At 45.3% G+C, this 22,442-nt stretch carries 18 protein-coding genes; 9 read left to right on the top strand and 9 right to left on the bottom strand.

All coding sequences use genetic code 11. The features are described 5' to 3' along the window. Both aceF and lpdA read left to right on the top strand, forming a co-directional pair. Positions 1-1,090, top strand: a 1,090-nt coding sequence (gene aceF / locus AC4MRV_RS18100; protein WP_491188711.1) for a dihydrolipoyllysine-residue acetyltransferase, incomplete at its 5' end; no start/stop codon positions are given. A gap of 268 nt (positions 1,091-1,358) precedes the next feature. Next, the gene (gene lpdA / locus AC4MRV_RS18095) at positions 1,359-2,786 is read left to right on the top strand and encodes a dihydrolipoyl dehydrogenase (RefSeq protein ID WP_491188710.1); all 1,428 of its coding nucleotides are present in this window, start codon (positions 1,359-1,361) and stop codon (positions 2,784-2,786) included. Between the two features lie 116 nt (positions 2,787-2,902). Here lpdA and AC4MRV_RS18090 read toward each other — a convergent pair whose 3' ends face one another. Next, complete coding sequence (locus AC4MRV_RS18090; protein WP_491188709.1) at positions 2,903-3,517, bottom strand: LuxR/HapR/OpaR family quorum-sensing transcriptional regulator; 615 nt, start codon at positions 3,515-3,517, stop codon at positions 2,903-2,905. A gap of 303 nt (positions 3,518-3,820) precedes the next feature. On the opposite strand from AC4MRV_RS18090, the gene hpt reads away from it, so the two are divergent. Continuing rightward, positions 3,821-4,351 carry a hypoxanthine phosphoribosyltransferase gene (gene hpt / locus AC4MRV_RS18085; RefSeq protein ID WP_491188708.1) on the top strand — a complete coding sequence of 177 codons (531 nt, stop codon included), beginning with the start codon at positions 3,821-3,823 and terminating at the stop codon, positions 4,349-4,351. A gap of 79 nt (positions 4,352-4,430) precedes the next feature. Here hpt and can read toward each other — a convergent pair whose 3' ends face one another. Further along, a complete protein-coding gene (gene can, locus AC4MRV_RS18080) occupies positions 4,431-5,099 on the bottom strand; it encodes a carbonate dehydratase (RefSeq protein WP_491188707.1) in 669 nt (222 codons plus the stop codon). A gap of 358 nt (positions 5,100-5,457) precedes the next feature. Between can and AC4MRV_RS18075 the strand changes: the two genes are divergently transcribed. The 3 genes from AC4MRV_RS18075 to AC4MRV_RS18065 all read left to right on the top strand — a co-directional run bounded on the left by AC4MRV_RS18075 (position 5,458) and on the right by AC4MRV_RS18065 (position 8,967). Then, positions 5,458-7,128 (top strand): SulP family inorganic anion transporter, encoded by a 1,671-nt coding sequence (locus AC4MRV_RS18075; protein WP_491188706.1) that lies wholly within the window; start codon positions 5,458-5,460, stop codon positions 7,126-7,128. Positions 7,129-7,277: 149 nt separating this feature from the next. Beyond that, positions 7,278-8,195 carry an ABC transporter ATP-binding protein gene (locus tag AC4MRV_RS18070; protein WP_491188705.1) on the top strand — a complete coding sequence of 306 codons (918 nt, stop codon included), beginning with the start codon at positions 7,278-7,280 and terminating at the stop codon, positions 8,193-8,195. Position 8,196: 1 nt separating this feature from the next. Further along, positions 8,197-8,967 carry an ABC transporter permease gene (locus AC4MRV_RS18065; protein WP_491188704.1) on the top strand — a complete coding sequence of 257 codons (771 nt, stop codon included), beginning with the start codon at positions 8,197-8,199 and terminating at the stop codon, positions 8,965-8,967. Positions 8,968-9,038: 71 nt separating this feature from the next. Here the strand turns inward: AC4MRV_RS18065 and panC are convergent, their stop codons facing one another. The 7 genes from panC to sfsA form a co-directional block, all read right to left on the bottom strand. Further along, positions 9,039-9,938: a pantoate--beta-alanine ligase gene (gene panC / locus AC4MRV_RS18060; protein WP_491188703.1), complete on the bottom strand. Its 900-nt coding sequence runs from the start codon at positions 9,936-9,938 to the stop codon at positions 9,039-9,041. Positions 9,939-9,949: 11 nt separating this feature from the next. Beyond that, positions 9,950-10,744 (bottom strand): 3-methyl-2-oxobutanoate hydroxymethyltransferase, encoded by a 795-nt coding sequence (panB, locus tag AC4MRV_RS18055; RefSeq protein WP_491188702.1) that lies wholly within the window; start codon positions 10,742-10,744, stop codon positions 9,950-9,952. Between the two features lie 22 nt (positions 10,745-10,766). After that, positions 10,767-11,252, bottom strand: a complete 486-nt coding sequence (folK, locus tag AC4MRV_RS18050) for a 2-amino-4-hydroxy-6-hydroxymethyldihydropteridine diphosphokinase (RefSeq protein ID WP_491188701.1) — start codon at positions 11,250-11,252, stop codon at positions 10,767-10,769. Beyond that, the gene (gene pcnB, locus AC4MRV_RS18045) at positions 11,252-12,616 is read right to left on the bottom strand and encodes a polynucleotide adenylyltransferase PcnB (protein WP_491188700.1); all 1,365 of its coding nucleotides are present in this window, start codon (positions 12,614-12,616) and stop codon (positions 11,252-11,254) included. The genes folK and pcnB overlap by 1 nt, the downstream gene beginning before the upstream one ends. Before the next feature lie 80 nt (positions 12,617-12,696). Next, complete coding sequence (gene gluQRS, locus AC4MRV_RS18040; protein WP_491188699.1) at positions 12,697-13,587, bottom strand: tRNA glutamyl-Q(34) synthetase GluQRS; 891 nt, start codon at positions 13,585-13,587, stop codon at positions 12,697-12,699. 63 nt (positions 13,588-13,650) lie between these two features. Further along, a complete protein-coding gene (dksA, locus tag AC4MRV_RS18035; protein ID WP_005475686.1) occupies positions 13,651-14,097 on the bottom strand; it encodes an RNA polymerase-binding protein DksA in 447 nt (148 codons plus the stop codon). A gap of 137 nt (positions 14,098-14,234) precedes the next feature. Next, on the bottom strand, positions 14,235-14,948 hold the full coding sequence (gene sfsA / locus AC4MRV_RS18030; RefSeq protein ID WP_491188712.1) for a DNA/RNA nuclease SfsA: 714 nt from the start codon (positions 14,946-14,948) through the stop codon (positions 14,235-14,237). Positions 14,949-15,010: 62 nt separating this feature from the next. Between sfsA and hrpB the strand changes: the two genes are divergently transcribed. The 3 genes from hrpB (at position 15,011) to AC4MRV_RS18015 (ending at position 22,197) form a co-directional block, all read left to right on the top strand. After that, complete coding sequence (gene hrpB, locus AC4MRV_RS18025; RefSeq protein ID WP_491188698.1) at positions 15,011-17,470, top strand: ATP-dependent helicase HrpB; 2,460 nt, start codon at positions 15,011-15,013, stop codon at positions 17,468-17,470. 2 nt (positions 17,471-17,472) lie between these two features. Then, positions 17,473-19,839, top strand: coding sequence for a penicillin-binding protein 1B (mrcB, locus tag AC4MRV_RS18020; protein WP_491188697.1), 2,367 nt, complete (start codon positions 17,473-17,475; stop codon positions 19,837-19,839). 63 nt (positions 19,840-19,902) lie between these two features. Then, positions 19,903-22,197, top strand: a complete 2,295-nt coding sequence (locus tag AC4MRV_RS18015; RefSeq protein WP_491188696.1) for a patatin-like phospholipase family protein — start codon at positions 19,903-19,905, stop codon at positions 22,195-22,197. Positions 22,198-22,442 lie beyond the last annotated feature (245 nt).

Genomic DNA, 22,442 nt, shown 5'->3' with positions numbered 1-22,442 from the left:
TGGCTCTCTAATCATGACTTTCGTTGTTGAAGGCGCAGCTCCAGCTCCTGTAGCACCTGCACAAGCAGCAGCTCCAGCGGCAGCACCAGCTCCTAAAGCTGAAGCTCCAGCGGCAGCAGCTCCTGCAGCGACTGGTGATTTCCAAGAAAACAACGACTACGCACATGCATCTCCAGTTGTTCGTCGTCTTGCTCGTGAATTCGGCGTTAACTTATCTAAGGTTAAAGGTACTGGTCGTAAGAGCCGTATCCTAAAAGAAGACGTTCAAGCTTACGTTAAAGATGCTCTTAAGCGTCTTGAGTCTGGCGCAGGTGCAGCAGCATCTGGTAAAGGCGACGGCGCGGCTCTTGGTCTACTACCTTGGCCAAAAGTTGACTTCAGCAAGTTTGGTGAGACTGAAGTTCAGAAGCTTTCTAAGATCAAGAAGATCTCAGGTGCTAACCTACACCGTAACTGGGTAATGATCCCTCACGTTACACAGTGGGACAACGCTGACATCACTGAGCTAGAAGCATTCCGTAAAGAGCAGAACGCTATCGAAGCGAAGAAAGACACTGGCATGAAGATCACGCCACTTGTGTTCATCATGAAAGCAGCAGCGAAAGCACTTGAAGCGTTCCCAGCATTCAACTCTTCTCTATCTGAAGATGGCGAAAGCATCATTCTGAAGAAATACGTGAACATCGGTATCGCAGTAGATACGCCTAACGGTCTAGTTGTTCCAGTATTCAAAGATGTGAACAAGAAAGGCATTTACGAGCTATCTGAAGAGCTAATGGCGATTTCTAAGAAAGCACGTGCTGGTAAGCTAACAGCTGGCGATATGCAGGGCGGTTGTTTCACAATCTCTAGCCTTGGTGGTATCGGTGGTACAGCATTTACACCAATCGTAAATGCTCCAGAAGTAGGTATCCTAGGTGTGTCTAAGTCTGAAATGAAGCCAGTGTGGAACGGTAAAGAATTCGAACCACGCCTACAACTTCCACTGTCTCTATCATACGACCACCGTGTGATCGATGGCGCGGAAGGTGCTCGCTTCATCACGTTCTTGAACGCAGCGCTATCAGATATTCGTCGTCTAGTTCTTTAATAGAAATCAGATGATTGAGAGGCGGCACATATAGCCGCCTCTACTAATAATAATTACCAAACAATTTGATTGCAGACCTTAGAGTCAATAAGGTTTTCTCAAGCGAATTGTTGTCTAGCTCACAGGCTAAATTGATTTACTTTTCACACCATTAACATCTCTGTAAACTGATGGCGGTCTGAAAATAACTGTTTAAAACAAACTGACTTGAACATATAGAATCAATACCCACTCAGCCTGTTAGGGATAATGACTACAAGAGGTCAAAATGAGCAAAGAAATTAAAGCCCAAGTTGTTGTACTTGGTTCTGGTCCTGCTGGTTACTCAGCTGCATTCCGTTGTGCGGATTTAGGTCTAGAAACAGTACTAGTTGAACGTTACAGCACTCTTGGCGGTGTATGTCTAAACGTTGGTTGTATTCCATCAAAAGCACTTCTTCACGTTTCAAAAGTAATTGAAGAAGCTAAAGCGATGGCTGAGCACGGCGTTGTATTCGGTGAGCCACAAACTGACATCAGCAAGATCCGCATCTGGAAAGAGAAAGTTGTAAACCAACTGACTGGCGGTCTTGGCGGTATGGCTAAGATGCGTAACGTGACTGTAGTTAACGGCTACGGTAAGTTCACTGGTCCTAACTCTATCCTTGTAGAAGGTGAAGGCGAGTCAACAACGGTTAACTTCGACAACGCTATCATTGCAGCGGGTTCTCGCCCAATCAAACTGCCATTCATCCCGCATGAAGACCCACGTATTTGGGATTCAACTGACGCGCTAGAGCTGAAAGAAGTACCAGAAAAACTGCTTATCATGGGTGGTGGTATCATCGGTCTAGAAATGGGTACGGTTTACCACTCTCTAGGTTCTAAAGTCGAAGTAGTTGAAATGTTCGACCAGGTAATCCCTGCGGCGGATAAAGACATCGTTAAAGTTTTCACTAAGCGTATCAAAGACAAGTTCAAGCTAATGCTTGAAACTAAAGTGACAGCAGTTGAAGCGAAAGAAGACGGTATCTACGTTTCAATGGAAGGCAAGAAAGCACCAGCAGAAGCTGAGCGCTACGATGCTGTGCTAGTTGCTATCGGTCGTGTACCTAACGGTCAGCTTCTTGATGCAGAAAAAGCGGGTCTAGAAGTAGACGAGCGCGGTTTCATCAATGTTGATAAGCAGATGCGTACTAACGTTCCTCATATCTTTGCTATCGGCGATATCGTTGGTCAACCAATGCTTGCTCACAAAGGTGTGCATGAAGGTCACGTCGCTGCTGAAGTTATTGCAGGTAAGAAGCACTACTTCGACCCTAAAGTTATTCCTTCAATCGCTTACACAGAGCCAGAAGTGGCGTGGGTTGGTAAGACTGAGAAAGAAGCGAAAGCTGAAGGCATCAACTACGAAACAGCGACATTCCCATGGGCTGCTTCAGGTCGTGCAATCGCATCTGATTGTGCGGATGGTATGACTAAGCTAATCTTCGACAAAGAGACTCATCGCGTAATTGGTGGTGCTATCGTTGGTACTAACGGTGGTGAACTTCTAGGTGAAATCGGTCTTGCAATCGAGATGGGCTGTGATGCAGAAGATATCGCGCTAACTATCCACGCTCACCCAACTCTACACGAGTCTGTGGGTCTAGCGGCGGAAGTGTTTGAAGGTACTATCACTGACCTTCCAAACCCGAAAGCGAAAAAGAAAAAGTAATTTTTCTTGAAGATAGATAGTAAAAACCGCTGATGATTCAGCGGTTTTTTTATGCCTGATAGAAAATAAAAAAGCTGACACCTAAGTATCAGCTTTTACTTGCCGTGAGCTATTTATTAGTGGTCACGTTTGTAGATACAAAGCATATCCAAGTAACTCTGCGTAAGTTTCGCTAGAGCCTCGGTGTTTTGTACACGGTTTGCCTGAACAAACAGCGAGTAGCAAATACCATGGAACAGTGTCGCTAGATCCGCTGGATCGTGCTGATCGCACACTTCACCACGTTCGATTGCTTTAATAAACATGTTTTGCACGAGTAACTGGTTGGTGCGGTTTGTGGTGACAAACAGCGGCCACACTTCATCACGCGTTGATGCACTCCACTCAAACCACACTTTAAGCCAGTGACAATCATTTGCAACCAACTCTACCATTGCAGAGGTAAGGTTTTGCAAGTTGTCTTTTGCATGTAAATCTAAGTCGATGTTGTCCGATAGGAAGTTAGAGAACTGACGTACAACATAGTTAAGTACATCGTCGACTAAATCCTCACGAGTTGGAAAGTAGTTAAAAACGGTTGCTACTGAAACCTGAGCGATTTCAGCAATATCCGCGTGGCCACCACGACCAATTCCACGACGAGCGAACACTTCTAATGAAATCTCCATTAGCTGTTGTTTGCGCTTTTGCGGAGAAAGACGGGTGCGCGGTCTTTTCGCTATTGAGTCCATATCAATATCCTTGCCAATTGAGTTGTTTGTATGGGCTTTGCCCTATTTAGTATTTTATTATTTGCTTTAAAGCATAATGAGTGTAATGGTGCATATGAATAAGGTCAACGTTTTCAGTATATTTAATAACCACAATTGTTAATATCCGTGCTGAATATCATAGGGTTTGCATAATCAGTGTGGATTTTCTGATGCATGAGACTCTTTCCATGTCCCTCCGCAATCGTTAAACTATGCGCTCGAAAACATCAGCTAATATTTTATAGATATGGAATATTGGCCAACGCGATAAATGAGATTGGTATGAAACATACAGTAGAAGTAATGATTTCTGAGCAAGAGGTTCAGGAACGCGTACGTGAACTTGGTAAGCAAATCACCGCTCACTATCAAGGTAGTGAAGATCTAGTTTTGGTAGGTCTGTTGCGAGGATCATTCGTATTCATGGCTGACCTAGCTCGTGCGATTGAGCTTACTCATCAAGTGGATTTCATGACGGCATCTAGCTACGGCAACACCATGGAAAGCTCGCGTGATGTTCGTATCCTTAAAGATCTGGATGACGACATCAAAGGAAAAGATGTTCTACTTGTAGAAGATATTATCGACACTGGTAATACGCTAAATAAGGTCAAAGAAATTCTGACACTGCGTGAGCCTAAGTCGGTTCAGATTTGTACATTGCTGGATAAGCCATCACGCCGTGAAGTAGACGTTGACGTGAAATGGATTGGCTTTGAGATCCCAGACGAATTTGTTGTGGGCGTTGGTATCGACTACGCACAGAAATACCGTCACTTACCATATATTGGTAAGGTTGTTCCTCAAGAGTAATCGTCTTCATTCTGACTGTTCAAAAACGCCCGCTATCAATAGCGGGCGTTTTCTTTGCTGGGAACTGAACCATAAACAATTAGCGGCAAAGTAGCTGATGATTAGGGTTCAGAATCGACTCCATCGCTTTTTGGTAAGAGGTTTCTACGCTCTCTCGGGAGCTAGAACGTACACCCAAATACTGAAGCTTGCCATCGCCAATGCCATAGACAACGCCATGTATTTCGACTTCCTGGCCACGCTCCCATGCGTTTTGCATAATGGTTGAGTTACCAAGGTTGTAGACCTGTTCCGCAACGTTAATCTCACCTAATTTATCTGCTCTATCTTCTGTAGACATCTCATCAAGGTAGCTTCGGTGCTTAAAGTACAAGTCTCGAATGTGTAAAAGCCAGTTATTGATCAAGCCCAGTTGAGGGTTTTCGATTGCGGCGTTTACACCACCACATCCATAATGCCCGCAAACAATGATGTGTTTTACTTTCAACACATCAACGGCGTATTGGACAACAGATAGGCAGTTTAGGTCGGTATGGATTACTTGGTTGGCAACGTTGCGATGTACGAACAGTTCACCTGAATAGAGCCCAGTTAGACGTTCGGCAGGGACTCGGCTATCGGAGCAACCTATCCACAAAAAACCAGGATTCTGACCTTCTTCCAGTTTAGTGAAGTATTCTGGACGTTCAGCTTTAATCGACTCAGACCACTTCGAGTTGTTTTCAAATAGCTGTTTAATTTCCGGCATTCTGTTCGCAATCCTTAAAAAATTCTTGCATCACTATACACAATGTTACAATTTCATTCCCAATAAAATAGGCCGAAAAGGCACTCATCTGACGTGTTTGAGCGCTAAAAATCATAAACTTAGCATTCATCCTAACCAATGGTTATAAAGTATGAGTTATGAGATGCAATTAACACTTATCTCTATTGGATAACATTTGGTAAAGTGATGAAAATAGCGACATTTCGCAGCAAATCGCTAATATTTCTCGTTATGTTTCGCTACAAAAATAGTGGTTATTAGGCTCAGTTTGTTAGCCAATATAGAATAACCCAGAAATTAAGGTGTCGTAGCCAAATTTTAAGCATGGAGCTGAGTTGTGTTTGGAAGTCGTTTTGAAGATATCAATCTCAAGGGAGATCTGTTTGGTGGTGTTACCACCGCGATTATCTCTCTACCGTTAGCCTTGGCGTTTGGTGTGGCCTCTGGAGCTGGTGCTGAAGCCGGTTTATGGGGGGCTATTATGGTGGGCCTATTCGCATCACTATTTGGTGGCTCAAATACCCTCATTTCTGAGCCTACAGGCCCGATGACGGTGATCATGACCGCCGTTTTAACCAGTATGATGGCGAAATACCCGGAAACAGGCTTAGCGATGACGTTTACTGTCGTCATGATGGCCGGTGCTTTTCAGATTCTACTCGGTACGTTAAAGCTGGGAAAATACGTTACTTTGATGCCATATAGCGTGATCTCCGGTTTTATGTCGGGTATTGGCGTGATTCTTATCATTCTTCAGCTTTCCCCCTTGCTTGGCCATGCAGCACCTGCGGGTGGTGTAGTAGGTACTTTATCTGCATTGCCTGATACGGTCGCTAATATGAAATTTAGCGAGTTATTCTTGGGTTTACTGACCTTAGGTATCTTGTTTTTCTTCCCTAAGCAATATCGTAAGTATGTACCTGCTCAGCTTGTCGCTTTAGTCGCTGTTACGCTACTTTCCGTCATTCTATTTGATACAGAATCTATTCGTCGGATTGGTGAAATCCCGGCGGGCTTACCTTCACTTGTTGTGCCGCATATTGATGCATCTATGTTCACCGAGATGGTTATTGATGCGCTAGTGCTAGGTACACTTGGTTGTATTGATACCCTGTTGACGGCAGTTATTGGTGATTCCTTGACGCGTAAAGAGCATGATTCAGACAAAGAGCTTCGTGGCCAAGGCTTAGCGAACATGATTTCAGGCTTGTTTGGTGCTCTGCCTGGTGCTGGTGCAACTATGGGGACGGTAACAAATATTCAGGTCGGAGCCCGTTCGCCACTTTCTGGTGTTATTCGTGCGTTAATGCTCGCGTTAGTCGTACTGGTGGCTGGTGGCCTAACAGAGCCTATTCCGATGGCAGTATTGGCGGGTATTGCGGTTTATGTTGGCTTCAATATTCTTGATTGGAGCTTTATTCAGCGTGCTCACCGAGTCAGTTTTGCGGGTATGGCCATCATGTACGGCGTAATGCTCTTGACCGTGTTCGTCGATTTGATTGTTGCAGTTGGCTTAGGTGTGTTTATCTCAAACATTATCATCATCGAACGTTTGAGTCGTGAACAAGCGCGTCAAGTGAAAGCGATTAGTGATGCGGATGAGGATGATGTTCCGCTTTCGGATAGCGAACGTGGTTTACTTGATATGGCGAATGGCAAGGTACTATTCTTCTACCTATCAGGCCCAATGATCTTTAGTGTTTCTAAAGCTATTTCTCGTCAACATACCAGTATTTCTGATTATGAAGTGATGATCCTCGATTTGACCGACGTTCCGATGATCGACGTCACCGTGGGACTTGCCTTAGAAAACGCGATTAAAGATGCACAAGATGCTGACTGTGAGGTCTATTTGCTGTGTCCGAATGAAAAAACGCGTCAACAACTTGAGAAGTTCCATGTGATCGACCTTGTTCCGGATGACAATACTTACAAGTTCCGCTATGAAGCGCTTAAAGCTGCGATTCGTCATGTTGACAGTGATGAGCACCAACTAGAAGCTGTATAGTTCTAAACATCAAAAACGCCGCTGGATCTCAGCGGCGTTTTTGATTGCAGTTAACTAATATTTCTATAATATTCGAAAGGTCTAATTGTAATCATCGTTATTCAACGATAAACTTGTTTGCAACGATAAGAACAAGTGATTGCAATGTTATGTATGCATTAGAAATTGAGCAGCTTCGAAAGACCTACGCTGGTGGTTTTGAAGCGTTAAAAGGCGTTAGCCTCAACGTGGAGAAAGGGGATTTCTACGCGCTACTCGGGCCAAATGGTGCAGGGAAGTCGACATCAATTGGTGTTATATCTTCGCTAGTAAATAAGACGTCAGGCAAAGTGAAAGTCTTTGGTTTTGATATTGATACAGATTTAGAGCTTGCTAAGCAAAACCTAGGTTTGGTACCTCAAGAGTTCAACTTCAACCAATTTGAGACAGTAAAGCAGATCGTCATGCAGCAGGCGGGTTATTATGGCGTCTCAAAGTCATTGGCAGAAGAGAGAGCCGAAAAGTACCTATCTAAGCTTGATTTGTGGGAAAAACGCAACGAACGTGCGAGAAACCTCTCTGGTGGAATGAAACGTCGCTTAATGATTGCCCGAGCACTAATGCATGAGCCGCAACTACTGATCTTGGATGAGCCGACTGCTGGAGTTGATATTGAGCTCCGCCGTTCAATGTGGGAGTTCCTTAAAGAGATTAACTCTGAGCAAGGTATTACCATCATTCTCACTACTCACTATTTAGAAGAAGCAGAGATGTTATGTCGTAATATCGGCATCATCAACAAAGGTGAGTTGATTGAAAATACGACGATGAAGAGCCTCCTCAACAAGCTGCAGGTAGAAACATTCATCCTTGATCTTGAAGAAGGTTCACCAGAGCCCGTGCTTGATGGCGTGATTAAACAGCAATTTGTTGCGGGTTCGCTAGAGATTGAGATCGAGAAGACGCAAGGACTAAATGGTATTTTTACTCAGCTAACCGAGCAGGGCGTGAAAGTCTTGTCTATGCGTAATAAAGCTAACCGTTTAGAGGAGCTGTTTGTCAGTATCGTGAGAGAGGGGAGTGAATAAGATGTATCAGTTGTATTGGACGGCTTTTCGCAGCTTACTAGCTAAAGAGATCAACCGATTTACGCGAATCTGGGTGCAAACACTGGTGCCGCCTGCGATTACGATGACGCTCTACTTTATTATTTTTGGTAGCTTAATCGGCTCTAGAATCGGCGAGATGAACGGTTTTAGCTACATGGAATATATTGTTCCTGGTTTGATAATGATGTCGGTTATCACCAACTCATACTCGAATGTGGCATCCTCATTCTTTAGTGCGAAGTTTCAGAAGAATATTGAAGAGCTTCTTGTTGCCCCGGTTCCAAATTACGTCATTATCTTGGGTTTCGTAATGGGAGGAGTCGTGCGGGGGTTATTGGTTGGGACCATCGTCACTTTTGTTTCATTGCTCTTCGTCGACCTTCAAGTAGAGCACTGGGGGATCATTATTGCTACGGTATTTATGACCTCCGTTGTATTCGCTCTGGGCGGTTTGATCAATGCAGTATTTGCGAAAACATTTGATGATATATCGATCATTCCAACGTTCGTCCTAACACCGTTGACCTATCTTGGTGGCGTTTTTTACTCCATCAGCTTGTTGCCTGAGTTTTGGCAAGGGGTCTCAAAGATCAACCCGATCGTCTACATGGTTAACGCTTTCCGTTACGGTTTCTTAGGTGTTTCCGATGTGGGTATCGTGACTTCATTTGGCGTGTTAAGTCTTTTCGTCATTGTGCTGTATGCAGTGGCGCATTACTTGGTGACCAAAGGTATTGGTCTAAGAAGTTAGTAAGCTTCATACTGGCTAGACACAAAAAAGGCTTGGTGAGTATCACCAAGCCTTTTTACTTTGAGTACAGGTTACTCGGCATTTTCAGAAGGGGATTCAGTGTCCTCTTCTTTAACTTCAACAGCCATCTCAACGACTTGGTTGTCAATGAGGCGCGCTTTGCCAAGGAATGCAGACATTAGAATCACAGCTTGAGTGGTTTCCGTCGTAATCGCTTGTAGAGTGCGAGCATCACGAATAAAGATTTCATCCGGTTGCAAACCTGCTGCTCTAAGTTGATCACTGGCATCTTCAATCACAGATGCGTAATCATCGCGGCCGCCGCGGATCGCACTGCTGATCCAGCGCATAGTTCGGGCTAATACAGGCGCTCGCTGGCGCTCATCTAAAGTTAGCAGCCCATTGCGTGAACTCATCGCGAGTCCATCCATTTCGCGAACCGTTGGCACACCGATGATCTCGATATCCATTGCTAAGTCTTCTGTCATCTTGCGGATAACGGCAAGTTGTTGGAAGTCTTTTTCACCAAAGCAAGCAATATCAGGTTGAACGATGTTAAACAGCTTAGTGACGATGGTAGATACGCCACGGAAGTGACCTGGGCGAGATGCGCCTTCAAGGATGGTCGATAAACCCGGTACATCAACTGATGTCTGTTTATCTAGCCCTTCAGGATAAATGATTTCAGGCGTTGGCGTGAACACGAGCTCTACCGCTTCACCGCTTAGCTTTGCGAGATCATCTTCTAAAGTTCGAGGGTAATTATTGAGGTCATCCGCACGCTCAAACTGCATTGGGTTGACGAAAATACTCACCACTACAATATCCGCATGCTCACGAGCTTTACGTACTAATGTTAGGTGACCTTCGTGCAGGTTTCCCATAGTTGGTACAAACGCAACGGTTCGACCTTCACGCTTATACTGTTTAATTTGCTCACGTAGAGCAGCAATTTCAGCAAAAGTCTGCATGAACATTATCCTCAGGCAATCGTGTGTGCTTCGTCAGGAAAAGCACCGCTCTCGACGTCTTGTTTGTATTTTTCGACAGCTTTACGCATGTCACCTGTTTCAGCAAGGAAGTTTTTCGAGAACTTAGGCATGTAGTTAGCTGCAATGCCAAACATGTCGTGCATCACTAAAATTTGACCATCAGTTACGTTGCCTGCACCAATACCAATAACTGGAACATCACACACTTCTGTAATCCGTGCAGCTAGCTCTTTCGGTACACATTCTAGGAGAATGATTTGTGCGCCAGCTTCTTGCAGTGCCAATGCATCTCGAACCATACGATCTGCTTTTTCTTGGTCACGACCTTGAACTTTAAAACCACCAAAAATATTGACTGACTGAGGAGTTAAACCAAGGTGAGCACAAACAGGAACGGCGCGCTCAGTCAGCATTTTTACGGTCTCGACTAACCAGTCTCCACCTTCCAACTTCACCATGTTTGCGCCAGCTCGCATCAACTGGCCTGCGCTCTCACAAGCTTGTTCAGGCGTTGCGTAGCTCATGAAGGGCATATCAGCCATTAGAAGACAGTTTGGGCTACCTGCGCGAACACAGCGCGTGTGATAAGCCACGTCTTCTACAGTCACTGGCAATGTCGATGATTCGCCTTGCAATACCATACCAAGAGAGTCACCAACCAGTAGTACTGGCATTTCTTGGCTTTCAAATAGTTGCGCGAAACTCGCATCATAAGCAGTAGAAGTGGCAAATTTACGACCTTCTTGCTTCCATTTCATCAGATCGCTAATGGTAATTTTTTTCATGATTTTTCCTTATAGGAGTTGGCTATGATTGCCAAATACGCAGACCGTTTTGCTCAACGACTTTTAATAAGTCTTCCAGTCTGGTCCCACATGGGAGGGTTAAATTTGGTGCGATTTCGGCAAGCGGATAAAGCACAAATTCGCGCTCTTTCATTCCATAGTGCGGAACGACTAGACGCTCCGAATCAATCACCTCATTGCCGTAAAGAATGATATCGAGATCTAGAGTTCTTGGTCCCCAGCGCTCTTCTTTACGGACGCGCCCTTGTTCCAGTTCAATTGTTTGTGTGCAATCGAGCAGTTCAAGTGGCGTTAATTCTGTTGTTATTTCTACGACAGCATTGATGTAATCAGGCTGATCCTGTGGGCCCATTGGTGTACTGCTGTACAAACTTGATGTACGTACAAACTCTGAGCGAGGTAAGCTTTTAAGAGCCTGGATAGCCTCGCTAGCTTGAGTAACAGGATCAGCAAGGTTACTGCCGACAGCGATGAATACTGTGGTCATTATGATGCCTTTGACTTCTTCTTACGGTAAGTCTTACGGCGGCGCTGTCTAGGCTTGTCATCACCGGTAGAATCCAAGTCGGCTACCATGGCCTGACGCATATTACGACCTGCGTTTTGGAAGGTTTCCCACCATTTCGCCAGTTGTTGCGTTTCGCCTTGTTCTACTTCGCCGCGCATTTCTAAGAAATCGAAGCCCGCGCGGAACTTATTGAGTTCCATTAGGCGGAAAGCACGCTTGCCATTACGACGAGGCATACGAAGCTGTAGTTGCCAAATTTCGCGGATAGTCGCAGTGTGGCGACGAGGGATTGCGATTGAACGTACTTGGTCATCTAAGATGTAGTTGCTCGCTTCCATGATCGCGTCGTAGTAAGCAAGGTTACGTTTTTCCATTAACTGTTCAGCTTTCGCTTGTAGTGGGTACCACAGCATGGCCGCGAACATGAATGCTGGGTTGATACGTTTGCCTTCTTCGATACGTTGATCGGTAGAATCTAGTACCAGATCTAACATCTGTTCGGTAGGCGAGTCATACTCGTCGGTAAAGAACTCCGCAATGGTTGGGAAAAGCTGTTGGAACAAGTTGTACTCACGCATCAGGTGGTATGTTTCTAATCCGTGTCCCGATTGCAGCATCTTCAATGATTCTTCATAGAGACGCGCTGGAGGAATATCTTGCAGTAATACTGCCATCTCTTCGATAGGCGCGGCCGTATCTTCTTCAATATCAAAATCAAGCTTTACTGCGAATCGGATCGCGCGAAGCATACGTACCGGATCTTCGCGGTAGCGAGTTTCAGGATCGCCGATTAAGCGAACTAACTTGTCCTCCAGATCTTCAATACCACCAGCGTAGTCGTGGATAGAGTAATCTGAAATGCTGTAGTACATCGAGTTGATGGTAAAGTCACGACGTTCAGCATCTTCATCAATGGTGCCGTACACATTGTCGCGCAGCAGCATGCCTTCTTTCGACTGCTGTGAAACGTTTTTGCTTGGTTCTTGGTGGTGGCCACGGAATGTCGCCACTTCAATGATATCGCGGCCAAACATAATATGAGCCAGACGGAAGCGACGTCCGATCAGGCGGCAGTTTTTAAACAGCTGGCGAATTTGCTCTGGAGTCGCATTTGTAGCGATATCAAAGTCTTTTGGCTGTTGGCCGAGTAAAAGGTCGCGTACTCCTCCGCCAACAAGATATGCGTCAAAGCCTGCTCCATGAAGTCTGTATAGCACCTTCAATGCATTATCACTGATCTTCTTTCGAGAGACGTTGTGCTCTTGGCGAGTGATGATATTCAGAGAAAGCTCTGGGTATATGTTCTTTTCGCTTGGTGTATAGTCGTTTTTGTTCATGTGCATCTGGCAATAATATGGTGATAACCAACCTTGCTACAGGCTAACTTAGTGCCTAATAAGGCGAATTTGCGGCTAATAATAGCTTACGGCGAGCGGTTTGAGAATCTTGGTGTGATCTCGATCGACGCTGGTAATTGCTGTAACTGCCATTTTTTCACGCCCCAAGCAATGATTTCACTGACATTCGCTTGTTCAATATCTTGCGATAATTCAAAGCCTAAAAAGCGCATAGCGTCTAGAAGTGCTGGCTTAGGATTGTGGTTATCAATGGCTGGCGCGTGGTTTTGTTTGGATAACTTATGACCATTCTCACCTAAGGCCAAAGGCAGGTGAAGGTAGCTAACCGGGGTTTTCCCGAGCATATGATACAAGCTAATTTGACGTCCAGTTGGCTCGATCAGGTCAGCGCCACGGACGACTTCAGTGATACCTTGGTCAATGTCATCTAATACTACCGCAAGGTTGTAAGCAAATAAGCCATCACGGCGCTTTATAATGAAATCTTCATCTGCAAGTGCTGGTGGAATGCTTAATTGTCCATGTTTTTCGTCGCTAAACTGGTAAACCGGACGAGTCATTTTAAGACGAATAGCACAGTCAGCGGGCTGATTAAGCCCTAGGTCGCGACAGGTACCTTGATAGAATCCACCTGTGGCTTTGATTTGTTTGCGCGTGCACTGACAATAGTACGCCTGACCAGAGTCAAGCCAGCTGTCGATCTGCTGCTGATATAAGTTGTGGCGTTGACTTTGATAGACAACTTCGCCATCCCAATGGAGTTGGTACGCTTCCAGAGTATCGAGGATCAGCTTTGATGCACCTGCCATTTCTCTTGGAGGGTCAATATCTTCGATTCTAACTAACCACTGTCCCTGATGCGCTTTGGCTTGAAAGTAGCTACCAAGAGCCGCAACAAGTGAGCCAAAATGTAAAGGACCAGACGGGGAAGGGGCGAAACGGCCAATGTAACTCATAGCAAATTTACTAAACCAAAAAGGGAGCAAGCGCTCCCTTTAAAATTAACTTAATACAGGCTATTAACCTTGCATTTGTTTTTCTTTGATCTCTGCAAGTGTTTTACAGTCGATACAAAGGTCCGCCGTTGGGCGAGCTTCTAGACGGCGAATACCAATCTCGATACCACAAGAGTCACAGAAACCAAATTCATCTTCTTCGATTTTATTTAGTGTTTTTTCGATCTTCTTGATTAGACGACGTTCGCGGTCACGGTTGCGAAGTTCAAGACTGAATTCTTCTTCTTGAGACGCACGGTCAACTGGATCTGGGAAATTCGCTGCTTCGTCCTGCATATGGTGAACAGTGCGATCAACTTCTTCCCTGAGCTGGTTGCGCCAAGCTGTCAAAATTTTTGTAAAATGAGCCATCTGCTCTGGTGACATGTATTCTTCACCAGCTTTCTCTTGATATGGCTCAACCCCTGCAATGGCTAGGATGCCTAGCGCTTTTTTCTTTGATTCTGGCATGCAGCATCTCCTACTAACACCTAGTCAACTGCGCTCGCAGTTAATTTAAGGCGGGTATCTATAGCAAAAAGAACTTATCGAGGCAAACTCTGAATCGTAAAGTTGCTGTCAATGTGAACGCGACACCACTTTTTTTGTCAATTGATAAACTCAATTGCTTTGACCAGTTTTATCTCTGAGTTGGAAAGTTCTGCCTTGTAGCACAGGACTTCCACTCCTTGTTCTTGAGCCGTTTTCAGTAATTGTGAATATTTGGCGTCTATATGGTGTGCGGCCGACACTTTTTCAATACCCGAATGCAAAACAGTGAATAAAAGTACCGCTCTATGTCCATTTTGTGCCATTTCTGAGAGTTCTCTCAGGTGTTTCTGGCCACGCGTAGTAACAGCATCAGGGAAATAGCCTTGTCCGGCAACTTTTTCGTCCAATAAGGTGACGCTCTTAACTTCTAGATAGCATTTTGGTTTATTTTCTGAGTTGAGCAAGATATCAATCCGGCTATTTTCATTACCATACTTTACTTCCGTTTGAAGGTGATCGTAGCCTGTAAGTTCTTTTATTGTGCCTATTTCGATTGCTTCGACAGCTAATTGATTTGCTCGCGCAGTGTTAATGCAAATGCGGTGACCTTGTGCTGTTTCGGACAGTTCCCAACTGTTTGGATATTTTCTTTTCGGGTTATCTGAGGTGGAGTACCAAACTTTATTTCCTGGTGTTGCGCATCCTGTCATCGCACCGGTGTTGGCGCAGTGGATTGTGCGTTCACTACCATCGGGCAAAGTGATGTCGGCTAGGAAACGTTTATAACGTTGTATGAGTGTCGCTTGTTCTAATGCGGGTTCGAACTTCATTTGGGTCTGGTTACTGTTTTTATGTACAATAGTTGTCATCATTACACCACAAGGCTTTACCATTGTCACAACTGCCTATTGAAGGCGTGATGCCTGAGTTACTCTCGGGTGTTCGCGACTGCGCTCAACTTATCCTTAAAGCCGCTCCTGGTGCGGGCAAATCGACTTATTTTCCATTACAGCTTGTTAAACAAGGACTGGTGTCAGGCAAAATCATCATGCTTGAGCCTCGGCGATTAGCAGCGCGTAATATTGCTCGCTATTTAGCTGAACAGTTGGGAGAAAACGTCGGCCAACGTATTGGTTATCGCGTGCGCGGAGAAACTAAAGTTGGCTCTGGGACGCAGTTGGAAATTGTGACGGAAGGTATTCTCACTCGAATGATTCAGTCGGACCCAGAACTCAATGGAGTTGATCTGATTTTGTTTGATGAGTTTCATGAACGCAGTATTCATGCCGATACCGCATTAGCTTTTTGTTTGGAAATCCAAGAAGCACTTCGAGATGATCTCAAACTGGTTGTGATGTCCGCGACGCTAGATCAGCAAGCACTGTGTAATCTATTACCCGAAGCGCGCTATGTTGAATCGCATGGACGCAGTTTTCCTGTGACTTTTCGTTACAACCCTTCCAAACCTAATGAACGTCTCGAAGAACTGATGAGTCAGCAAATCATTCAGTTAATGAACAATGAAACGGGATCGTTGCTGGCATTTTTACCGGGGGTTGCTGCGATAAAACGGGTGGCAGAGCGATTGTCTCAACTGCCAAGTGATATTCAAGTCTGCCCGTTGTATGGGCAATTGAATTTCGCTCAGCAGCAAGCGGCGATTCGTCCTGCGGAAAATGGGCAGCGGAAAGTCGTGCTTGCGACGAACATTGCAGAAACCTCGCTGACCATTGAAGGGATACGTTTGGTCGTAGACTCTGGATTAGAGCGCGTCGCGAAGTTCGACTTGAAGAGTGGTGTCACCCGGTTAGAGCAAGTGCGTATTGCCAAGTCTTCTGCAGAACAGCGCGCCGGGCGCGCGGGTCGTTTGGAAGAAGGGGTTTGCGTTCGTCTGTACAGTGAAAGCCAACTTAGCCAACAGCCAGATGTTCCCCAGGCTGAGATTCTCCATTCTGATCTATCGAGTTTAGCTCTAGAGCTAACGCAATGGGGAACTCAGGATGTGAATGATTTACTTTGGCTTGATATCCCCCCTAGTAGCGCCATGAATCAAGCGCGGGCGCTATTAAAATCATTGCAGCTTCTTGATGAAAAGGGGCAACTGACTCCCGCGGGGACTCTTGCTGTGACGCTTGGGGTAGAACCTCGTATCGCCGCAATGCTTGCTATAGCTGAGTCACAACATTGGCTGGATACAGGCGTGATGATCGCAGCGCTGCTTGAGGAGCCTGAACGCCATCAAGTCGACTTCGCTCACAGTGTACACCGCTTCAAACAAGGTAAACACGCAAAGCAAAGTGTTGTGCAGCAGCGTGCTCAATCGTTGGCGAAAAAATTTGCCATACAATTTTCCATACCGCGATGCGATGAGTCTTTAGTGGCAATATTGCTGGCTAATGCGTTTCCAGACCGCATTGCTCAAGCGCGTATAAATCAACTTGGGCGTTTCTTGCTGGCGAATGGGCATGGCGCAGAGATTAGAGCCGAAGAAAGTATGGCCAGCAAAGATTATGTGATTGCGATTGATCTTATGCGCAGCCATTCCGACTCTTCCACTATTTTTTCGGCCATTGAATTAGATATCCATCAGTTGGAGCGATGTTTTCCTGAACAGTTTAGTCAACTCGATGTTGTTGATTGGGATGAGCGGAAAGGCCGTTTGGTTGCGGAGCAGCAACAGAAGCTTGGCAAACTTATTGTGGCTAAGACAGCACTTCCTGAGCCTTCGAGCGAAAAAATGACGCAAGCTTTACTCAATTTTATTCGTCGTAAAGGCCTTTCGGTATTAAATTGGAGCCCACAAAGCTTAGAAACTTTGGAACGATTGCGCTGCGCTGCTGATTGGTTGCCTGAACAAGAGTGGCCACAGTTAGCTGACGGTGCATTAATTGAAAATCTTGAACTGTGGTTAGAGCCTTACCTAACGGGAATTAGCTCGGTTAAGGCGCTAGCTAAGGTAGATCTTCAAGCGGCATTGATGGCTTATATCGGTTGGCCCTTAAACCAAGAAATTGAGCAGTGGTTACCTACTCATTATCAGTTGCCAACTGGAACGAAGAAGCCAATTCGCTACCGACAAGGGCAAGAGCCGGTATTGTCGGTAAGAATGCAAGAAGTGTTTGGGGAGCAAGTCTCGCCAAAAATCGCGCTTGGCAGAAAGACGATCGTGATGGAGTTGTTGTCACCAGCGCAACGTCCACTCCAAGTGACTCGTGATCTCGCTAGTTTTTGGAGCGGTGCATATAAAGATGTACAGAAAGAGATGAAAGGGCGCTATCCAAAGCACGTTTGGCCAGATAACCCGGCGACACATGTGGCAACGACGAAAACTAAAAGACAGTTAAATCAGTAATCATGACCAAAAAGAACACAACCACGAGTAGCAAAGTAAAAACAACCAAAAAGCCTGCTCGAAAGCGAACCAGTAAACCGAAAAAGCGCGCAACGAAAAAGACCGGTAAACGTCAATGGCTAAAAACCTTATGGGGAATAGGCTGGAAGCTTACGGTGGCGGGGTGTGCAGTTTTATTGTTCGTTGGTATTTACCTAGATAGCGTCGTAAAGCAACGTTTTGAAGGTCAATTATTTGATTTGCCTACCGTGGTATATGCCCGAATTTTAAACTTAGCGCCTGGAGATAATATCTCTATCAAAGAAGTTCGCAATGAACTGGATGTATTGAATTACCGTAAAGTCCAGCAGCCTCGTTATCCAGGTGAGTATTCTTCCTCCTCAACTAAAATTGAGTTAATTCGTCGACCGTTTGAATTTACTGATGGGCCAGAGCCTGATCGCCATGTGATGCTTCATTTTGGTCAAGGAGAGTTGAAGCGCATTCAATCTCTTGAACAAAAAGGGGATATGGGGTACTTGCGCGTGGAGCCTAAGATGCTTGGCATGCTTGAGAAAAACCATGATGAGCAGCGTTTGTTCTTGCGTAGAGATCAATTCCCCGAAGTGATGGTGGATGCCTTGTTGGTGACGGAAGATCGTAACTTTTACCAGCATGATGGGGTATCACCGCTAGCAATTGCGCGAGCGTTAGTCGCGAACGTAAAGGCTGGGCGTACCGTACAAGGCGGATCAACGTTAACGCAACAATTAGCTAAAAATATCTTCCTATCCAGCGATCGAACCTTGTGGCGGAAAATACGTGAAGCTTACATTGCCTTGATCCTTGATTATCGTTATAGCAAAGATCGCATCCTAGAAGCCTATCTAAATGAAGTTTACCTAGGGCAAAGTCATGGTGAGGCAATTCATGGTTTTGGTCTCGCTTCGCGTCTGTATTTCGGCCAACCTATTCAAGAGTTGCGTATAGATCAGCTTGCGCTGTTGGTTGGTATGGTGAAAGGCCCTTCTTACTACAATCCTGTTCGTTTCCCTGAGCGGGCTAAAGAGCGCCGTGATCTTGTTCTTCGTCTAATGATGCAGCAAGGGATCTTGACTGCTAATGAATTTGAAATGGCCGCTGACAGGCCACTTGATATCCAGGACAACCCAAGAATTGCGAGTCGTCAGCCTGCCTATTTCCAGCAGTTAAAGATTGAACTAAAAGAGAAGGTTGGCGATGTGTTCCAGTCTGATGTGGGACTTCGAGTCTTTACGTCGCTTGATCCTGTTTCACAGAAAGAGCTCGAAACAGCAATTGCGAAAAAGATCCCTGAGTTAGGCAAAGTGGCGGGCAAGTCGCTGGAAGGAGCCGCTATTGCTGTGGATCGTCATACAGGGGAAATACGCGCCATGGTGGGTGGTAAGCGCACTGGTTATGATGGCTTCAATCGAGCACTCAATGCCAGTCGTCAAATTGGCTCTCTTGCTAAGCCTGCAGTCTACTTAACCGCGTTAGAGCAACCGGACAAATACAACCTAGCCACGACTTTGAATGATAAACCACTGAGTTTAAAAGGCAGTAAAGGGTCGGTATGGTCACCTCGCAACTACGATCGTAAATTCCGGGGTGATGTTCCACTGTATGTTGCTTTAGCTAAATCTCTTAATGTACCTACGGTTCAACTCGGCATGCAGTTAGGGATCCCAAATGTGGTTGATACGTTAGAAAAACTAGGCGTTGATAGAGATGAGGTTCGTCCAGTCCCTTCGATGTTCCTTGGTTCATTTACCCTAACGCCGTTCCAAGTGGCGCAGATGTACCAGACCTTAACCAATTCGGGACGTAAAGCAGAACTCTCTGCATTGCGCTCCGTTGTCGATTTAGATGGCAATGTACTGTTTCAATCACTGCCTCGCTCATCTCAAACGGTCGACCAGCAAGCGGCTTGGTTAACTACTTATGCGATGAAGCGCGGTGTATTGGAAGGTACGGGACGTTACCTAAATAGTCAGTTTGCTTGGGCGGCACTTGCAGGAAAAACCGGAACGAGTAATGACACGCGTGATAGTTGGTTTGTTGGCGTTGATGGTCGTGAAGTGACCACTATTTGGCTAGGTCGCGATGATAACAAGCCAACTAAGTTAACAGGCTCAAGTGGCGCGCTGCGCGTGTACGCTGAATACCTCAAGCATCGCATACCTGAAAAACTATCTTTGCCTTGGCCACAAGGCGTAAATACAGTGGGTTTTACCAAATCAGCCCAAGGTGATTTGCAGCTCGATTGTCGTAATGAGTTTAAACTTCCGGTTTGGGATGTTGATGGCAAATTTAAACAGCAGTGTGAGAATCAGCCTGCTCAGTGGATAAAAAAACTATTTACCTGGTAATCAGTACGTTATAAACATAGTTTACTAGACGCTCAACCACTTCATCATTAAAAGGACTTTAGAGTGAGAAAACTGGCTGTAATCTTGTTCGTTTGTACTTGGTCATTTTCTATCTTCGCGCAGGCCGCTCATGAAGAGAAGGCTCAACCTATAGAGCGAACAAAAGTGGCAGTTGTGCTCGCGGGTGGCGGCGCTAAAGGGGCTGCGCACATCGGTGTCCTGAAAGCATTAGAAGAAATGCGAGTGCCTGTGGATTATATAACGGGTACGAGTATGGGGGCTTACGTTGGTGGTTTGTATGCGACGGGAATGAGCGCCGACGAAATAGAAAGCTTCATTGATACCGTTGACTGGAACACTGGCTATCGTGATCGAGTCGATCGTAGTGAGCGTCGTGTCCGCGATAAAGAGTATGAAGACCGTTATCAATTGACCACAGATCTTGGCTTACGTTGGGGCGAGATGCGTGCACCAAGAGGTATCGTGCAAGGGCAAGGAATGCTCAAAATACTGCGAGAAACCACAGGTAACCTTCCTCCTTTTAGCTCTTTTGATGATTTAGCTGTTCCTTATCGCTCTGTCGCGACAGATATTATTGAGCTTGAACCTGTGATCATCGGCGATGGGTATTTGGTCGATGCCATGATGGCGAGTATGTCGGTTCCTGGAGCTCTCCCACCTTATGAAGTGAATGGTCGTATGTTGGTTGATGGTGGTGTCACCAATAATATGCCAGTTGATGTGGCGCGTGAACTGGGGGCCGATGTCGTAATAGCCGTTGATATCAGTACGGATTACAAAGAGGAAGATGATTTCACAACCTTTCTGACTGTGGCCGATCAGTTATCCAATTACTTGGTTCGTAGTACCACGAGCCGTCAAGCGGAAACGTTGACCGATGAGGATGTTTTTTTACGCCCAGAAGTAGGGGATATGGAAACTACGGAATTCGATAAGATGCCAGAAGCATTTCGTAAAGGTTATGAAGCGGCAATGCAGAATCGTGAGTTGATTGAGCGGTATAGTCTCTCTTCTGCGCAATATCAAAATTACGTGGACCACAAAGAAGATGCCCGTCGACACTTACGCTATGGTGATGAAATAGAAGTAGAAAACATTGTCATTAATAACAACAGCCACTACAGCAAAAAATTGTTGGAAAACCGCCTCGCTCTTGATGCGGGGAACACTTACTCGACAGCTGACATTGAGCAAAGTGTTCAAGACCTCTATGCATTGGATCGTTTTGAGTTAGTTTCTTACCGATACGATGAGATCGACGGTGAAGATACTTTGATCCTTGATGTCGATGAAAAATCTTGGGGGCCAAACTACGTTAACTTCCGTTTTTTCTTAGAAGATGACTTCAGCACAGATAGCCAGTATTCGATTGGCATGTCGACTAATTTTACGGACTTAAATGTTCATGGTGCTGAGTTTCGCACTAACTTGGAAATGGGCACAGACAAAATGATTGAAGGGGAGCTATACAGTCCTTTCCTCTCCAGTCAAAAAACGTTTACTACGTTAAGAATGGCTTACAGCAAAGAGAAGCGTAATGCTCCATTCACTGGCTTTGAAGATACCTCTTTAGAAGCGACAGAGAACTTTTTACCCGTCTCCTATACCGAGTGGATTGCGGAGGCTGCTGTCGGTTACCAGCAAACACTGTGGCGAGAGTTTAAGTTGGGTATTCGCTACAGTGATGGTGAAGGTGAGCTATCGAGCTTACCAATGCTAGGAGATGTCGCTTTTAAGCGTATTGGAGCGTTTGCTAACTACCGGATTGATACTTTAGACAGCTTTAGTTTACCAACTGAGGGGGTCTACTTAGATCTTAACTATTTGATCTCTCATGATAAGAGTGTTGGAACTACTGATTTGATCAGTGACCAGCGCGTGGAAGATACTTCCTACGAGATCAGTGGGGTACTTAAGGCTGCCCATAGCTTTTCACGACATACTTTGGTCGCAAATATGGATGTGGGCGTTGTCACCAGCAAAAACTCATCAGTACCGATTGACCCGCGTGAAATTGGAGGTTTTTTGCATCTCTCTGGTATCCCGCGCAACAGCTTAATTGGTCAAAACAAAGTGTTCGGAAGTTTGGTCTACCGATATCGTTGGTTTGATAATGATTTCGGATTGTTTACATCGCCTTTTTACCTTGGTACTTCGCTTGAATATGGGGGCGTTTGGTCTGACCCTGACTTAGATTATGACGATCTTCCGCTTTATATGGCGGGCTCGGTATTTGCAGGTGTTGACTCGCCTATTGGTCCAATTATGCTCGGTTATGGCCGAACGGAAAGAAACTATGATTCTATCTATTTGATCATTGGGACCACCTTCAAGTAGCGATAGGCTAAAGTGATGCAAAAACTCGATTCTTAACTGACGAGAATTAAAGGATTTAGTGCATAAAAATCATAAAACTTTAGTCTTAAGTTGCTATGTTGGTCAAAATGATGAGATTTTAATTTATCGTTAAATTTGCTATATTACCGCCCACAGTTTGGCCTCTCTGGCGCTGTTTCTCACTCAGAACTGAATGAAAAATATGGCATGGAGAGCCAAGTTTCCAAGGATGTTCACTCCCTTAT

Source organism: Vibrio sp. (genome assembly GCF_984391705.1).
Note: the sequence above shows the minus strand (reverse complement) of the source record. Positions and strands in the feature narration are given on the sequence as shown.

Bases quoted from the DNA above. Each gene is read 5' to 3' on its own strand.
- lpdA (WP_491188710.1), top strand. From the start codon at position 1,359: ATGAGCAAAGAAATTAAAGCCCAAGTTGTTGTACTTGGTTCTGGTCCT.
- AC4MRV_RS18090 (WP_491188709.1), bottom strand. From the start codon at position 3,517: ATGGACTCAATAGCGAAAAGACCGCGCACCCGTCTTTCTCCGCAAAAG.
- hpt (WP_491188708.1), top strand. From the start codon at position 3,821: ATGAAACATACAGTAGAAGTAATGATTTCTGAGCAAGAGGTTCAGGAA.
- can (WP_491188707.1), bottom strand. From the start codon at position 5,099: ATGCCGGAAATTAAACAGCTATTTGAAAACAACTCGAAGTGGTCTGAG.
- AC4MRV_RS18070 (WP_491188705.1), top strand. From the start codon at position 7,278: ATGTATGCATTAGAAATTGAGCAGCTTCGAAAGACCTACGCTGGTGGT.
- AC4MRV_RS18065 (WP_491188704.1), top strand. From the start codon at position 8,197: ATGTATCAGTTGTATTGGACGGCTTTTCGCAGCTTACTAGCTAAAGAG.
- panC (WP_491188703.1), bottom strand. From the start codon at position 9,938: ATGCAGACTTTTGCTGAAATTGCTGCTCTACGTGAGCAAATTAAACAG.
- panB (WP_491188702.1), bottom strand. From the start codon at position 10,744: ATGAAAAAAATTACCATTAGCGATCTGATGAAATGGAAGCAAGAAGGT.
- folK (WP_491188701.1), bottom strand. From the start codon at position 11,252: ATGACCACAGTATTCATCGCTGTCGGCAGTAACCTTGCTGATCCTGTT.
- pcnB (WP_491188700.1), bottom strand. From the start codon at position 12,616: ATGCACATGAACAAAAACGACTATACACCAAGCGAAAAGAACATATAC.
- gluQRS (WP_491188699.1), bottom strand. From the start codon at position 13,587: ATGAGTTACATTGGCCGTTTCGCCCCTTCCCCGTCTGGTCCTTTACAT.
- dksA (WP_005475686.1), bottom strand. From the start codon at position 14,097: ATGCCAGAATCAAAGAAAAAAGCGCTAGGCATCCTAGCCATTGCAGGG.
- sfsA (WP_491188712.1), bottom strand. From the start codon at position 14,948: ATGAAGTTCGAACCCGCATTAGAACAAGCGACACTCATACAACGTTAT.
- mrcB (WP_491188697.1), top strand. From the start codon at position 17,473: ATGACCAAAAAGAACACAACCACGAGTAGCAAAGTAAAAACAACCAAA.